Below are 15,144 nucleotides of genomic sequence, written 5' to 3'. Positions count from 1 at the left end.
CAAACAGGTGCCCGTGGGGGAAAAGAGGAGGAAGGTCGAGATGAAAGCAGCAGTGGTCAACGAGTTCCATCAAAAGCTGGAGGTAAAGGAAGTAGCGGTTCCAGAGGTGGGTTACGGGGAAGTGTTGGTCAAAATCAAGACGTGCGGCGTTTGCCATACAGATTTGCATGCAGCGCATGGAGACTGGCCGGTCAAGCCGAAGCTGCCTTTGATTCCGGGCCATGAAGGGGTAGGGGTCGTGGAAAAGCTGGGCGAAGGCGTCACTTCCTTGAAGCTGGGCGACCGGGTAGGCATCCCGTGGCTGTTCTCCGCGTGCGGCGAGTGCGACTATTGCCTCACGGGTTGGGAGACTTTGTGCCAGAAGCAATTGAATGGCGGTTATTCCGCAGACGGAGCTTACGCGGAGTATTGCGTGGCGCCAGCGGCTTATGTGGCGCGTATCCCGGATGAACTGGGAGACGTGGAGGCTGCTCCGATCTTGTGCGCGGGCGTGACTACTTACAAAGCGCTGAAGGTCGCCAATGTGAAGCCGGGCGACTGGGTGGCAATTTTCGGGATCGGCGGACTGGGCCACGTAGCCCTGCAATATGCGAAAGCAATGGGTTACAACGTCGTCGCGGTAGACATTCACAACGAGAAGCTCGAACTGGCAAAAGAATTGGGTGCTGACGTGACGGTCAACAGCAGCGAGGTCGATCCTGTGGCGGCGATCACCGAGCAGGTCGGTGGCGTGCACGGAGCGATTAGTGTGGCTGTAACGAAAAAAGCGTTTGAGCAGGCGTACAAATCGGTTCGCCGCGGCGGCTCGCTCGTGGTGGTTGGATTGCCGAATGCCGAGCTGCCTATCCCGATTTTCGATACGGTGCTCAACGGTGTAACGGTCAAAGGCTCGATCGTAGGAACGCGCAAAGACATGCAGGAAGCACTCGACTTCGCGGCTCGCGGCAAGGTTCGCGCGATCATCGAGACACAGCCGCTGGATAAAATCAACGAGGTGCTGGAACGGATGGAAAAAGGCCAAATTAACGGCCGCGTCGTGTTGACGATGGAGTAATGATCGTTTTAGGGAAAAGACAACTGCTGCCTGGTAGTCGCTTGGAGACTGCTGGGTGGCAGTTTTTTTGAATGGGGAGGAAATGGGCGGGGGTCACTGTTTTCTCGGCCAATGGTAAGCATTGGTTGGATCGTGATTTTTTGAGAGGGGATCAGGGATGAAAAATTTAAGTGCAGCTGTTGATCGCGGCTGTAGTGGAGGGAGGAAACAGGAGAAACCGCTGTAGGGACGTGGGCCTCTAGCGGGGAAGGGTGGACTGCCCGTCTCCGGCGAAAAAGGAAAACCGCGTCAAAAGCAGCGAGATCGAAGAAGCGGACGCACGTTGCCGCTTAAAAGCGTGTTTTCCTTTTTCGCCTGCGCCTCGGAAGGAGTCCCAAAGCCCTTTCGCTTGTTTCTCCTGTTTCCTCGGCCGACGTTAGGCTTTGGTCGGATCGTGATTTTTTGAGAGTTGATCAGGGATGAAAATATTTAGTGCGGCTGTTGATCGTGGCTGTAGTGGAGGGAGGAAACAGGAGAAACCGCTGTAGGGACTTGGGCCTCTAGCGAGGAAGCTAGACTGCCCGTCTCCGGCGAAAAAGGAAAACCGCGTCAAAAGCAGCGGACTCGAAGAAGCGGACGCACGTTGCCGCTTAAAAGCGTGTTTTCCTTTTTCGCCTGCGCCTCGGAAGGAGTCCCAAAGCCCTTTCGCTTGTTTCTCCTGTTTCCTCGGCCAACGGTAAGCTTTGGTCGGATATTGTTTTTTGGAGGTTGCTCAAGGGCGGAAAATCCAGGGCAGAAATTGAACAAGTTTTTCGTGAACAAATTGCATGAAGCACCGTCTTGAAGAAGACTCTTACTCATGTCTCTGTACTTTTTTGAAATCCCCGATCACCACCACCTAAAGTATCGATGATGCAGACTACAAAATGTCAGCCCAAGCAAGCTTTTTGGCATTGGCATTTTTCCTTGAAGCTCCCGATGACCACACCCAGCCGCTGACGAGGAAAGAGACGAAATCCGCGAAAGCTCTTTGGGATACCGACCGAGGTTCCGAGGAAAAAGCGAAACACGGTTTTAAGCGTCAACGTGAATCTGCATCTGTGAGCGAGCTGCTTTTGACGCGGTTTCGCTTTTTCCCCGGAGCCGTGCAGTCTAAGCCCCCAGGGGGTATCCCAAGAAGCTACAGCGATTCGTCTCTTTCCTCGCTTCACTTGAGGTACCGATGACGCAGACTACAAAGCGTCAGCCCAACCAAGTTTTTTGCATTGGCATTTCTCCTTGAAACTCCCGATGACAACAATCAGCCCCGGACGAGGAAAGAGACGAAATGCGCGAAAGCTCTTTGGGATACCGACCGAGGTTCCGAGGAAAAAGCGAAACACGGTTTTAAGCGTCAACGTGCTCCTGCTTCTGTGAACTACTGCTTTTGACGCGGTTTCGCTTTTTCCCCGGAGCCGTGCAGTCTAAGCCCCCAGGGGGTATCCCAAGAAGCTACAGCGATTCGTCTCTTTCCTCGCTTCACCTGAAGTACCGATGACGCAATCTACAAAGCATTACCCCAAACAAGCTTTTATGCATTGGCATTTTTCCTTGAAACTTCCGATGACCACACCCAGCCCCTGACGAGGAAAGAGACGAATCCGCGAAAGCTCTTTGGGATACCGACCGAGGCTCTGAGGAAAAAGCGAAACACGGTTTTAAGCGTCAACGTGCGTCCGCTTCCCTGAGTCCGCTGCTTTTGACGCGGTTTCGCTTTTTCCCCGGAGCCGTGCAGCCTAAGCCCACAGGGGGTATCCCAAGAAGCTACAGCGATTCGTCTCTTTTCTCGCTTCACCTGAAGTACCGATGACGTAACCTACAAAGCATTACCCCAAACAAGCTTTTTGCATTGGTATTTTTTGAAACTACCGATGACGCAATCTACAAAGCATCCCCCATCCTAGCCCTTCATACTTCTTTGCGCCCTCGCCACGATCCGCTTGGTCGCTTTCTCATCGGATGCATCCAGCCACGCGCGGCATACTTGAACGACCCAATCCGGCTGCGACTTGGCTGCGTCATTTAACCAATTGGCAACCGAATCCTGGACATACTTGGATGGATCGGCTTTCAACGGCGCCAAAAGGGGAAGCCCCCATTCGGGATTCTCCTTCAACTCCGCAATATGCTTGGCCCAAACGCCGCGCGGACGGGTCAATTCAACGGCGAAACGGCGGAGATTGGCATTCGGTTCCTGTACCCAAGCGCCCAGCAGGCGGATGGCTAGTTTCAATTGTTGGGAAGCAGAGTCCCGGACAGCCATCCATGCGATTTCGCGGACGCCGAAGTGGCTATCGGCGGCAAACGGGCGAATGAGCGCCAGTTTTTGCTCCAGTTCCAACTGATCCAACCCCACGATGTAAGCTGCCCAACAGCGCACGCTATCTGACGGATGCGCCGCCAAGCGTTGGAACAGTTGTGTACGCTCGTCGCCAGTCTTTTGACGGAACACCTCTAGCCATTTGACCGCAATGGCGGGGATGACTTTCATCGTCGGCTGCCCTGCGATCCGTTCCAGCGCGGATAACATCGCGTCAGCATGCCGCTGCAACTGAAGCTCAGCCAGGATGTGCCTAAGCAGTTGCAAATGATCGACTGCCAACCACTCTGTCAAATTGACACTCTCGATTCGTCCGCCATTCAATAAAACGAGCACATCCGGGAGAATGTCGCCAGCTTTTCTGGCTCCTTTCCGATTCAGCACCCTTTCTGAAATCGAAGCCATTTCGTCGAATGTCATAGCATAGCCGCCTCCGTAATCGTGATTACCAATCGTTTCGTGAAGTCAGCAAATCCAATACGTGGGAAGGCTCCAGCCTCTGCTTGTAGTCAGCTTCGACGTGAGCCAGACGAATCATGTTCTCACGGTCGATCACATATGTCGCGGGCACAGGCAACTTCCACGAAGAATCGCCATGATACTCGTCGAGAGAAATGCCAAGAGACTGGTAACTTCCCCGTAGCGCTTCCGGAAGCTCGAATACGAGATGGTAGCGGGCTGCGACTTCATTGCGAGGATCGCTCAAAAGCGGAAATCCAAGTTCGTTATTTGCCTTCATGCTGGCTGAATAGGTCGGCGTTTGCGGACTGATCGCCACAAGTTGCGCTCCTGCCTCCGCAAAAAGTGCTGACGCTTGTTGATAAGCCCGCAACGCAATATTGCAAAACGGGCACCAGACGCCGCGATAAAACAAAAGAACGACGGGGCCATTGGCCGTCAGTTCAGACAAAGTCATGCTGGCACCGTTTTGATCCGTCAGCGAAAAGTCTGGTGCCTGCGCTCCGGCCTTCAAGCCAGCAGCACCAGCGGATGCCTTTACTTGCTGGATTGACTGCTCGAACATCTTGACCATTTCAGCGGGCAAGTTTTGCTCCATCTGCGCGGTAGCACGATCCAATTCTGTTTGCAAAGAAGCCAGTGGCCTGTTTTCCATCTCGTTCTCTCTCCATTTCGTCCTGTCATTCAACTCTTCTTCATCATAAGAGAAGCACGAATGGAAAAGATGTAATGCAGTTCACAAGCTGTCGTCCTGAGCGAGTTTTTGTGCCGCCCGGAGAATGTCGCGGTGGACGGTCACTGTACGGAACCTGGTGCGGAGCATGCCCGCCTCCGCAAGCTCTTTCAACGCTACAGACACGGCTTCTCTTGAAGCTCCTACCAGGTGGGCAATTTCCTGATGGGAGAGGGGCATGTCGATTCGGCTGTAATCGTCGCCATCGTCCTGAACCCCGAACCGTTCGGAAAGCTCCGCCAGAACGTGGATAATTTTGTCGTGCAGCTTTCCGAGAGCAAGGCTTTGCGCGAGACTGCTCATGTGCGACAAGCGCTCACTCATTACTTTGATCATATTCAGCATGAAACGTGGCCGACGAAGAAGATAACCCTCGAAGCGCTCCTTGTCCATCACGCAAATATCGCTTTCCTCGACCGTCTCGATAAACAGGCCGCGCGTCCCTAGCGAAATATCCCCCATCTCGCCAAAGATGTTCCCCTCGCGCAAAATATCTAAAGTAAATTGCTTGCCTTCCTCATTGAGCCGATACAAACGAACTTTCCCTCGCTTCACAAAGTACAACCCTTCCGTGAACGTGTCGGGCGTTTGAATGAATGTATATTTCGGAAAAGTCGTAATCGAGGTCAGCTCGTCCATTTCGATCAGGTCTTCGCTGGAAAGGGAACGCAACAAATTGAACTGCGACAAATATTGAATGCGATCCATAGTTCCTCCCGGGTTGAAAAAATAGCGTTGGGCACACTTTTGCGGCCAACGAGCAGTTCGTGCATATGCCCATCATACAACAAAATAGGGTCGGACTACTTTCTCCTGATTCCACACAGCATCTCCGTCAGCCTGTCCAGGAAAATAGCGCGGATTGATTTCTTATCTTTCTATATTTGATTATAATTAGATATAATTAATGTTGTTTAGTTATGTTCCGTGTGGAGGTTTGAGAGGGAAATGCTGACCGCACAAGATCAAACAGAGAAGCTGTGGGAGATGGCCAGACGGATGGAGCCGCACCTGATTCGTCATCAGGCGAATATGGACAAGCTGATGAGCTTGCTCATGGTACACGAGCTGGTCCGCAATCGTGCGCTAAATGCCGAGGTGGCCGCCGCGGCTGGCGGAGACGGGCAGGCAGAGCATAAAACTGCTGATGTGCCCGGTGAAAAAGAGCATGAGCAACTATGGGATGAACTGTGCCGCCAAGAGAGCTACGAAGCAAAGGTCGCGCAAGCCATCGTTCATCTCGTTGAGCAAATTGCGCCGTAATTCGGCAGCTTGACAGTGCCCGCCAACTACAGTCTGCTGGAAGCCGAGTCACGGCATTGTTTTGGCCAAGAACAAACAAAACCCCGAAGAAAGGGCAGTCGCCTTTTGCGGGGTTATTTGTGCATCCTGTTTATTTGACTCTTCGCTGATTCAGTTCGCTGAGCGTGTCCCAAATAGATAAGGCCAGACAAAGCGTTGCTTGGGCATGGGCAACACTTCCGCAGCTTTCTTCTGAATGGTTTTGACGACACCGCGAAAGATAGCCTGTGTTTTTTCCAGTCACTTTGCTGCACTTCAATGACCACAGCTGCAAGCCTGTGCGGAAGGCAGCGGGCGGTTTGTCCATTGTGTCCATTTATCGGACGAAAACTGTCTCACGAGTGTCCGAACGGCTTGGACACAAGGACAGTTTCGGTAACCCGAAGTAAGGGCTGGCAGCGCTTTTCGCGGCTGGTACTCAACTTGCATTTATTTATCCTGAATGTCGATTTGCAGGAAGGGGGAGAATGGCGTGGACATTCGGGATGTGGTTGCCATTGTAACGGGTGGAGCTTCCGGGTTGGGGGAAGCCACTGTGAGGAATGTGGTAGAGCACGGAGGAAGAGTAGCCATTCTTGATCAGGACCTCGAACGGGGGTACGCCCTGGCAAATGAGCTGGGACGCGATCACGTCCTGTTCGTACAGACGGATGTGACGAGCGAAGCGAGCGTGCGGGAGGCGATCGAGCGCACGGCGGGAGCTTTCGGCACGATTCACGCCGCAGTCAATTGCGCAGGAATGGTTCTGGGGCAAAAGACGCTGTCCAGAAACGGCCCTCATTCCTTGGAGACATTCAGCAAAGTCGTGCAAGTGAACCTGATCGGCACGTTTAATGTCGTGCGAATGGCAGTCGAGCAGATGGCAGGCAACGAGCCAGCCAAAACGGGCGAACGCGGCGTGATCGTCAATACAGCGTCTATCGCTGCTTTTGACGGGCAGGTCGGACAAGTGGCCTACAGCGCTGCAAAGGGCGGGATTGTCGGCATGACCTTGCCGTTGGCGAGGGACTTGGCTCCGTATGGAATCAGGGTGATGACGATCGCTCCTGGTTTGTTTGACACGCCGATGTACGACAAGCTGCCCCGCGCCATAAAAGACGTGTTGGGAGCGACCGTGCCTTTTCCACCGAGATTGGGTCAGCCCGACGAGTACGCCAAGCTGGTGAACAGCATCATTACGAACCCGATGCTGAATGGAGAGACAATCCGGCTGGACGGGGCGATTCGGATGCAACCGAAATAAGCCGATCGAGCCTGTCTGGTCTACTGAAAAATGAGTTTGGAAAATTTGGTTGACACGAAAAGTAGTTAGGCACCATACTACGTGCATGAACAACGAACCGAAAAACAAGCATGACTTCGACTCTGCTCCTTCGCTTGACCAGGCGAGGCGACAGCTTGCGCGCTACAGTCTGGACGTAGACGCACAGGCAGTTCTTGTAGCCGCGCGACTGATGGAGGCGGGAGCGAAACTCGGCAGCGCAGCGGAGATTCACTTTGGCCGCTTCGGCTTGTCAACCGGGCGCTATCGGCTTTTGGCGGAGCTGGAAACCAACGACGGAGAGCTGCTGCCTTCGCAATTGGCAGACAATCTCGGCGTCACCCGCGCTACGGTGACGGGCCTGATTGACGTGCTGGAGCGCGATGGACTCGTCTCCCGGCGAAAAAGCATGCAGGATGGACGCCAAAAAGCGGTTGTTTTGACCGAAGCGGGTGCGAGCAAGCTGAGGGACATGGCGCCTGAGCATTTCATGCGGCTGGAAGCGATGGTCAGTTCCCTTTCGCTGGAGGAGCGCAGCGTATTTCTGTCCCTGCTTGGTCGCGTGACAGAAGGCATCTCGGCACTGACAGATGAAAAGAAAGACGTGCAAGCAAACAGCAAGAAAAGGTAAAGACGGGCTAGGAAAACTAGCCCATTTTCACGGATATATGGTTAGGAGCCTAATTATACATTCAAAAAACAAGGAAGAAGTTCATTCATGGGAGTGAATCATCGGGCAAAGACAGCGGCCGTCGCTGAGACGAGGACGGGTCGCCCCAAGGCAAGGCGAAATCGTTTGTGCTGTGGCGGGAAGTCATGATGGCGTATTTGTCTCCGGCAGTCATGGCGGGATGGCTGGCTCGCCACAGCAGATAAAGGCTTGCAGATCGGAGCGCTGACCACAAGCGGGGGTACCTCGCCCTCGCGGCTTTGCTCGTTGGATTATGGCTGCTCGCGAAAGGGGCGGAAGATGGCTGGATCACTCGCACCCGACAAAGCGACACTCAAACAGGCTTTCATGCAATCAGTAATTTCCTTGAAACTCCCGACTATCCCCAAAAGAAAAAAGACCCCGCCCACAAAACCGTGGCGAAGCCTTTTCTCATCCTAAAGCTCAGCTTTATAACATAGTGCTTGTCGGCGCCTCCAAAAGCGAGATTTCCTGTGCCCGGAGCAGCGCTTGGGTACGGTTTTCCACACCGAGTTTCCCGTAAATCCGGTGCAGGTACACTTTGACCGTACCGACCGTGTTGCCCAGCTCTTCGGCAATTTGCTTGTTGGACGCCCCTTGGCCGAGCATGGACAAAATGATCATTTCCTTGCCTGTCAACGGCTCTGGAAGCGGCGAGAATGAGCTGCCATGCGCTCTTGCCCGCTTTTTCGGGAAAAGCTCAAGCAACTGCTGCACATAGTCGGGAGAAATGACCGGAGGAGCTTGCTCCGTCCTGGAGTTTTCCCGCTGCTGGTAAGCGCTGAGCAAGCTGTGCATAGCCAGCCCCTCATCCAAAAAACTGCGTACATACAAGTTTTTCGCCCCGATGACAAGGGCCTCGTGCAGATGTGCCAACGCCTCGCGCTTGTTGCCTTGCTGCTGGAGCGCCATCGCTTGCAGATTGGCGATTTCTACCTGGCTGCCTAACAGTCCCTCCCTGACGCCAATTTGCTTCAAAGGGGCAAGAATCTTGAGCGCATCTGCCTCTTGCTGTTTGGCGAGCAGCAGCCGGACATAGGCCAACTGCTCCAGCTCTTTATGAATACTGGGTTTGTGAAAAGTGGAGCGGGGCAGCTTGGCAAGCTCTGCCTCGGCCCAGGCCACATCTCCTTCCCTGAGTGCGATGTACGCCTGAAAAGCGCGCAACGGACTGATCCAGTACAGCTGCGACCACCCCGTGACAATCTCCATCGCTTCCTGGACAAGCCTTCGCGCTTCCTTGAAATCCTGGTTCGCCAGCAAGTGCCGGGCATGAGTCAGTACATACGGAACATAAAGTCCGGGAATTTTTTGCTGCAGCGCTACAGGCGCGATTTTTTGCAAAAACGCGAAGCTTTCTTCGAGCTTGTTCTCCTCGTAAAGCCCTTCCGCCAGCGCCTGGACGACGTATTTGTTGATCAAGGAGTCCTGCCAGCCGTGCGCCTCCAGAATAGCGGAAAACTGCTTGCCGACCAGCTCCGTTTCCTCGGACAGCATCCCTTTCAAGCCGAATCGCGTCCTGCGGATGAACGGCTCGGTCGTGTTGTAGTTCAGATGATAAAACAACGGGTTTTGCGGCAAGTCCTCCTGCAATTGGGACGAGCTGGCTACCCAGCTTGCGAAATCGCCGTTGGCAAAGACGAGATTGGCCCGGACAAAAAACAGGCCGCTGGCAAACTGCTCGCGCTCCGCGGATGGGGGCATGCTCTGGCAGTCTTTTTCCAGCAGGTCAAGCTCGGCTTGGGCAAGACTGGTCTGATCGCAAGCGATTAGCAAAAAGACGTAGAGCAGCCTGAGCAGCGGCGGCATATTTTGCCCGTGATCCGGGATGCTCGTAAGCGCGCGCAGCAAGGTGAAAAATTCGCCGCGCGAAAGCCACGTCGGGAAGTGCTGCGCAAGCAACTGCACGGCGAGCGGGTAATCGCAAGCGCAAATCGCATGCTCGATGGCTTCGTCCAGAAATCCGCGCGCAGCAAAGCTCTCGCTGGCAAGCTTGTGCAGCTCGTAAGCTTTGCCAGGGTAAGTCAGCTCCAGTTGGCTGCGCAAAAAATCGGCAAACAAATGATGGTAGCGATACCAAGTCTGATCGTCGTCGAGGGGAAACAAAAATATATTTTGTCTGTACAGCTCAGCCAAAACTTGCTGACTGCCCGTCATGCCGACCAGCGCGTTGCATACGTGGGCGTCCAGCCGCGACAGCACGGAGGTCAGCAACAGGAAATCGCGCGTCGATTGGGGCAGCTGCACCAGCACTTCGTGAAACAAATAGTCGGAGATGTCGCGGTGTGCCCCCGTAAATTTGGCAAAAAACCGCTCGTGGTTCCCGGAGGTGGAAAGCGAAATCGCAGCGAGTTGCAGCCCGGCGACCCAGCCTTCTGTGCTGGCGACGAGACTGGCGATTTGCTCCTCGGAAAGCAGCAAGCCATGCACCTGCTGACAAAAGCTGAACGCCTCGGCTTGATCGAACAACAGCTGCTGTGGCGTCAGATGAACAAGCTCGCTCCGAAGACGCCATTTTGCCGTTGAAAAGGGCAAGGCACTGCGGCTGGCGATGTACACATGGCAGTTGCCTGGCAAATATTCAATAAAGTAAGCGAGACTGTCGTGGATCGCGCTTTCCGAAATCACATGGTAGTCATCGAGAATGATCGCCAGCGGCTGGTGAATCGTTGTCGCCAGCTCATTGAGCAGCGAGTCTATAAACGAAAAAATCGAAGTATGAGAGGTTGCCTTCATGGAGTTTTCCATGTTCTCCGCCAGATGCGGGGAAGAGGCATTTGTCAGCATATGCACGATATAGCGCCAAAACCGGACGAGATCGTTGTCTTTCTCATCGAGCGAAAGCCACGCCAGCTGCCCGCTGAAATCGTGCGCCCATTGGCAAAGCAGCGTTGTCTTTCCGTAGCCCGCCGGTGCGTTTACAAACGTGAGCCGGCACTGTAGCCCATTGTTCATTTGTTCCAGCAGATGACTTCTCTTTACACTGTCGAAGCGATAGGCAGGGACCGCTGTTTTCGTTTTCAACATAACGGATGGTTGACCCATTTTTCCTCCTTTCCATTCTTTGCAGCGTAAAAGGTATGTCCTTATTATACTAGCGAAAACAGCACGCTTCGACATGGAAAAAAGTCTCGTCAAATGAGGGCGAGAAATGATGGCAAGTCCGAAGACACGCTTCAACACTCTTTTTGCCCCAAGCCTTCTACAATGAGCATAAAAAAGCAAGAGGGCGTGTGAGGCGGATGGGGATTGTTCGTTGGAGCGGTGCGGCTGCTGTGGCCGTTGCTGCGTTGGTGCTCGCGGTCAGCAGTGCAAGTCCGCCGCCCATCCATGCGACAGGTGCGGACGCGAAGCAAGAGGAGACGGCGGAGGAAATCCGGATTGCGTTTGTGGGAGACATCATTTTGGATAAAAGCGTGGGGGTGCAAATCGGACGGCACGGGGTAGACTATCCGTTTCAAAAAACAGGGGAGTTTCTGCGACAAGCTGATCTCGCCATCGCCAATCTGGAGACGCCTGTCAGCACACGCGGCAAGCCGGAGAAAAAAGAATTTACGTATCGCGCCCAGCCCAGCGCACTGAACGGACTGAAAAATGCCGGCATCGACGTAGTCAATCTGGCTAACAACCACACGCTCGATTACGGCGTAGACGCTTTGCTGGACACATTCGGACATTTGGACAAGCAGCAAATCGGCTACGTGGGCGCAGGCAAAAACGAAGCGGAAGCATTTGCGCCGCAGATCCAGACGATCAAGGGCAAGCGAGTGGCAGTGATCGGCCTGAGCCACGTGCTGCCCAATTATCGCTGGTACGCGGGCAAAAACAAGCCGGGACTTGCTCACGCCTACTCCTACGAACCGATGCTGTCCTATGTGAAGCAGGCGGTTGCCCAGTCGGATATTACGATTGCGGTGATGCACTGGAACCTGGAGTACAAGGACACGCCTGAGCCGTATGCGCGCGAACTGGCGAAAAAGCTGATCGACAGCGGCGTGGACGCGATCGTCGGCTCACACAGCCATTCCGTGATGGGCGTCGAATTTTACAAGCAAGTCCCGATCTACTACAGCGTCGGCAACTTTGTGTTTACGACCTCGTACAATCCGAAAGGACGCGAAGCGATGATGGTAGAGCTTGCTTTTAAAGAGAAAGAAACCAGCTCCCGCGTCATTCCTGTGAAAATCGTGAATGGACAGCCTGCCGAGCAGGACAGTCAAGGCAAACAGCGCATGATCGACAAGCTGAACCGGATTTCGTACGGGGCAAGCATTGAACGGGACGGTCAAGTCAGGCAAACGGCAAAAATCCGTTGAGGAGCATATCCCCACGGATTTTTTTGTTGGCGGAACATGCTTTTGCCATTACGAGAGCGGCATCGGTACTTCTGCCATTCTACGCATCATCTCTTTGCGGACGAAGCCGTATTTTTCGTACAGCCCATGGGCATCCCGCGTTGCCAGCGTCATGTTTGTATGGCGAATAGCCGGGTGCTGCACCATGACCTCCATCAGCCATTTGCCCAGCCCTTTTCCGCGGTGGGCGGGATCGATGAAGACGTCGCACACCCAGGCAAAAGTCGCGTAATCGGTGACGACCCGGACAAACCCGGCCTGTCCGCTCTCGTGATACACTCCGAAACAGAGCGATTGCGAAATGGCTTTGACGATCATTTCTCTCGGACGCTCGCCAGCCCAGTAGGTCGTAGACAGCCAGGCAAAAATTTGCTCTTCGTCGAGCAGCTTCGGATCATCACTGATTGTGTAAGGCAATTCGGGGTGCTTCCATTCCATCTGTTGCTCATCCTTTCTCCTGTTTACTGACTGACTTACGATTCACTATACTGTAAGGAACAACCAGGGAGAAACGAGGAAAAAGGGCATCTGTACCCACACAGATGGAGAGCGGGTGGACAAGGGTGGAGAAAAAATACGAGGCGCTCAAGCAACAGCTCAAACAACAGTTGCTGACGGGCAAAATACGCCCCGGAGAAAAGCTGCCGTCGATCCGTACAGCCTCCGAGCGGTGGAATTGCAGTACGAATACAGCGATCCGGGCGTATCAGGAGCTGGAAAAAGAGCATCTCGTGTACGCAGTGCAAAAAAGCGGCTATTACGCGGTGCTGCGCCCGCAGGCCGTCACGCGAACGGGAGCGGGACAGGGACAAATCGATTTTTCCGCGGCCAGTCCAGACCCGGAAGTCATGCCGTATAAAGACTTCCAGCATTGCCTGAACCGGGCGATTGAGCTGTACGAGGATCAGCTGTTCACTTATTGCGATCCGCAAGGCTTTTACTCTTTGCGCCGGGAGCTGGAGAAGCATCTGGCCCATTCGCAAGTTTTCGCGCAGCCGTCCATGATTTGCGTCGTTTCCGGCTCGCAGCAAGCGCTGCACCTCTTGTCGTCCATGCCTTTTCCCAATGGAAAAAGCGCCGTCCTGGTCGAGCAGCCTACTTTTCACGGCATGGTTCGCACCTTGCAACTGCTTGGTGTCACGACATACGGCATCGGGCGGACGACGGCAGGCATCGATCTGGACGAGCTGGAGCAGCAGTTTCGCAGCAAGCCGATCAAATTTTTTTATACGATGCCGCGCTTTCACAATCCGCTAGGGACAAGCTACGGAGCCGAGGAGAAAAGGCAAATCGCCAGGCTGGCGGAGCGCTACGGGGTATTTGTGGTGGAGGATGACTATTTGGCGGATATGGAGACGAGCGCGAAGGCCGATCCGCTCTACAGCTACGATCTGTCAGGGCATGTCATTTACGTGAAAAGCTTTTCCAAAATCATGTTGCCCGGACTGCGCCTGGCTGCTGTCGTCTTGCCGCCAGCGGTCATGGAGACATTTCGCCTGCATAAAGCTTCGGCGGACTCCAGCACGTCCGTTTTGTCCCAGGCTGCTCTGGAGCTGTATTTGAACTCGGGGATGTACGATCATCATGCCGCGATGGTCAGAGAGCGCTATCGGACGAGGATGGAAGCACTTGCCGCAGCTTGCCGCCGCCACCTGGACCCAAGCATTCAGTGTCCGGCTGCCCACGGCGGAATTTTTACCACAATCGTTCTGCCAAAAGAGCTGGATGCCCACGACGTGATCGCTGCTTTGCACCAGCAGCACGTCTCTGTGCGCTCGACGGACCAAAACTATTTGCCAGGCTTTGGCCGGGACAACGGATTACGCCTTAGCATCATCCAGACAGACACAGACAAGATCGAGCAAGGAATAGCGCTGATGGCCGAGGCGTGCCACAAGCTTTTGCAAAAGCGCAAGCAGGAAGTAGCCTGGCGGATACGGCCAGACTGATTGACAGCGACACTAGATGGCTCTTTTTCGGAAGAGCGGACAGGAGGACGAACCAAACATGACTCAAGCAAACAAGCTGGACAAATGGGGAGAGCTGGCAGGAAAAATCGAACCTTGCGGGAAGCTGCTTCGCGCCTGGGAGCTTGTCGGCGGCGTCTCGGCGACGGTGACAGCGCTAGAGCTGGAGTGTGCGGACGGGACGCGCAAAAAAATGGTTGTGCGGCAACACGGCGCAGCAGATCGCGAGCGCAATCCACAGATCGCCTCCGACGAATACAAGCTGCTGCAACTGTTGCAGGAAGCGCATATTCCTGCGCCGAAGCCGCTCCATCTGGAAGCATCGGCAACTATTTTTGCCTCGCCGTGCCTTGTCACGACATTCGTCGAGGGACAGACAGACTTCCAACCAGCCAATTTGTCCGCTTATTTGTCCCAACTGGCAGAGGTGCTTGCCCGTATCCACCGGATCGACCCTGAACAAAAAGCCAGTACCTTTTTGCCGCGTCAGACCGATTGGGTAGCGGATACGCTTCGCAAAACACCGGAAAAGCTGGACGACTCGCTGGACGAGGGGCTGATTCGCGAGCTGCTGGGCACTGTCTGGCCCTTGGCGCAAAAAAATCGCGATGTCTTGTTGCACGGAGATTTTTGGCCAGGCAATACAATGTGGCTGGATGGCCGTCTGACTGCCGTACTCGACTGGGAAGATGCGGCTGTGGGCGATCCGCTCGCAGATGTGGGCAATGCCCGGCTGGAGCTGCTTTGGTCGTTTGGCAGCGAAGCGATGGACACCTTTACAGCATTTTATCGGGAGAGGATGCCTGATCTCGACTATACGGACTTGGCGTACTGGGATTTGTACGCAGCGCTGCGGCCAGCTTCCAGCCTTGGCAATTGGGGACTGGATCAAGCGACAGAGCAAAGGATGCGTGAGCGGCACAAACAGTTTGTACAGCAAGCTACGGAACGGCGGCACATTTAATCTGGCTTGCGCAGACGAAA

General features: G+C 54.3%; 12 protein-coding genes. 7 read left to right on the top strand and 5 right to left on the bottom strand.

From position 1 onward, the window contains the following. The first annotated feature begins 40 nt into the window (after nucleotides 1-40). Complete coding sequence (adhP, locus tag NST23_RS22195; protein ID WP_340964586.1) at nucleotides 41-1,054, top strand: alcohol dehydrogenase AdhP; 1,014 nt, start codon at nucleotides 41-43, stop codon at nucleotides 1,052-1,054. Nucleotides 1,055-2,972: 1,918 nt separating this feature from the next. On the opposite strand, the gene NST23_RS22190 is transcribed toward adhP, so the two are convergent. The 3 genes from NST23_RS22190 to NST23_RS22180 form a co-directional block, all read right to left on the bottom strand. Further along, entirely contained in the window at nucleotides 2,973-3,812 is an 840-nt protein-coding gene (locus NST23_RS22190) for a DNA alkylation repair protein (protein ID WP_173597567.1), read from the bottom strand. Between the two features lie 25 nt (nucleotides 3,813-3,837). Then, nucleotides 3,838-4,506, bottom strand: coding sequence for a peroxiredoxin-like family protein (locus tag NST23_RS22185; protein WP_173597568.1), 669 nt, complete (start codon nucleotides 4,504-4,506; stop codon nucleotides 3,838-3,840). Between the two features lie 81 nt (nucleotides 4,507-4,587). Beyond that, a complete protein-coding gene (locus tag NST23_RS22180) occupies nucleotides 4,588-5,292 on the bottom strand; it encodes a Crp/Fnr family transcriptional regulator (RefSeq protein WP_173597569.1) in 705 nt (234 codons plus the stop codon). Nucleotides 5,293-5,532: 240 nt separating this feature from the next. Here NST23_RS22180 and NST23_RS22175 point away from each other — a divergent pair, with 240 nt between their 5' ends. The 3 genes from NST23_RS22175 to NST23_RS22165 all read left to right on the top strand — a co-directional run bounded on the left by NST23_RS22175 (nucleotide 5,533) and on the right by NST23_RS22165 (nucleotide 7,778). Next, the gene (locus NST23_RS22175; RefSeq protein WP_340964584.1) at nucleotides 5,533-5,847 is read left to right on the top strand and encodes a hypothetical protein; all 315 of its coding nucleotides are present in this window, start codon (nucleotides 5,533-5,535) and stop codon (nucleotides 5,845-5,847) included. Nucleotides 5,848-6,358: 511 nt separating this feature from the next. After that, complete coding sequence (locus NST23_RS22170) at nucleotides 6,359-7,129, top strand: SDR family NAD(P)-dependent oxidoreductase (protein WP_173597571.1); 771 nt, start codon at nucleotides 6,359-6,361, stop codon at nucleotides 7,127-7,129. An 85-nt stretch (nucleotides 7,130-7,214) separates the two neighbouring features. After that, nucleotides 7,215-7,778: a MarR family winged helix-turn-helix transcriptional regulator gene (locus NST23_RS22165; RefSeq protein WP_122964653.1), complete on the top strand. Its 564-nt coding sequence runs from the start codon at nucleotides 7,215-7,217 to the stop codon at nucleotides 7,776-7,778. Nucleotides 7,779-8,267: 489 nt separating this feature from the next. Here NST23_RS22165 and NST23_RS22160 read toward each other — a convergent pair whose 3' ends face one another. Next, the gene (locus NST23_RS22160; protein WP_173597572.1) at nucleotides 8,268-10,883 is read right to left on the bottom strand and encodes a LuxR C-terminal-related transcriptional regulator; all 2,616 of its coding nucleotides are present in this window, start codon (nucleotides 10,881-10,883) and stop codon (nucleotides 8,268-8,270) included. 197 nt (nucleotides 10,884-11,080) lie between these two features. Between NST23_RS22160 and NST23_RS22155 the strand changes: the two genes are divergently transcribed. Then, the gene (locus NST23_RS22155; RefSeq protein ID WP_281869738.1) at nucleotides 11,081-12,154 is read left to right on the top strand and encodes a CapA family protein; all 1,074 of its coding nucleotides are present in this window, start codon (nucleotides 11,081-11,083) and stop codon (nucleotides 12,152-12,154) included. Between the two features lie 48 nt (nucleotides 12,155-12,202). Here the strand turns inward: NST23_RS22155 and NST23_RS22150 are convergent, their stop codons facing one another. Then, nucleotides 12,203-12,631, bottom strand: coding sequence for a GNAT family N-acetyltransferase (locus NST23_RS22150; protein WP_281869736.1), 429 nt, complete (start codon nucleotides 12,629-12,631; stop codon nucleotides 12,203-12,205). A 125-nt stretch (nucleotides 12,632-12,756) separates the two neighbouring features. On the opposite strand from NST23_RS22150, the gene NST23_RS22145 reads away from it, so the two are divergent. Next, entirely contained in the window at nucleotides 12,757-14,142 is a 1,386-nt protein-coding gene (locus tag NST23_RS22145; RefSeq protein WP_328139480.1) for an aminotransferase-like domain-containing protein, read from the top strand. Nucleotides 14,143-14,200: 58 nt separating this feature from the next. Further along, the gene (locus NST23_RS22140) at nucleotides 14,201-15,124 is read left to right on the top strand and encodes a phosphotransferase family protein (RefSeq protein ID WP_328139478.1); all 924 of its coding nucleotides are present in this window, start codon (nucleotides 14,201-14,203) and stop codon (nucleotides 15,122-15,124) included. Nucleotides 15,125-15,144: the final 20 nt, after the last annotated feature.

Source organism: Brevibacillus sp. FSL K6-0770, from assembly GCF_038000275.1.
Classification (GTDB): Bacteria; Bacillota; Bacilli; order Brevibacillales; family Brevibacillaceae; genus Brevibacillus; species Brevibacillus parabrevis.
The sequence above is the reverse complement of the archived record's forward strand: the minus strand, read 5'-3'. Positions and strand labels throughout refer to the sequence as shown.

Coding starts and splice junctions, on each gene's coding strand:
- adhP (WP_340964586.1), top strand. CDS start 41: ATGAAAGCAGCAGTGGTCAACGAGTTCCATCAAAAGCTGGAGGTAAAG.
- NST23_RS22190 (WP_173597567.1), bottom strand. CDS start 3,812: ATGACATTCGACGAAATGGCTTCGATTTCAGAAAGGGTGCTGAATCGG.
- NST23_RS22185 (WP_173597568.1), bottom strand. CDS start 4,506: ATGGAAAACAGGCCACTGGCTTCTTTGCAAACAGAATTGGATCGTGCT.
- NST23_RS22180 (WP_173597569.1), bottom strand. CDS start 5,292: ATGGATCGCATTCAATATTTGTCGCAGTTCAATTTGTTGCGTTCCCTT.
- NST23_RS22175 (WP_340964584.1), top strand. CDS start 5,533: ATGCTGACCGCACAAGATCAAACAGAGAAGCTGTGGGAGATGGCCAGA.
- NST23_RS22165 (WP_122964653.1), top strand. CDS start 7,215: ATGAACAACGAACCGAAAAACAAGCATGACTTCGACTCTGCTCCTTCG.
- NST23_RS22160 (WP_173597572.1), bottom strand. CDS start 10,883: ATGGGTCAACCATCCGTTATGTTGAAAACGAAAACAGCGGTCCCTGCC.
- NST23_RS22155 (WP_281869738.1), top strand. CDS start 11,081: ATGGGGATTGTTCGTTGGAGCGGTGCGGCTGCTGTGGCCGTTGCTGCG.
- NST23_RS22150 (WP_281869736.1), bottom strand. CDS start 12,631: ATGGAATGGAAGCACCCCGAATTGCCTTACACAATCAGTGATGATCCG.
- NST23_RS22140 (WP_328139478.1), top strand. CDS start 14,201: ATGACTCAAGCAAACAAGCTGGACAAATGGGGAGAGCTGGCAGGAAAA.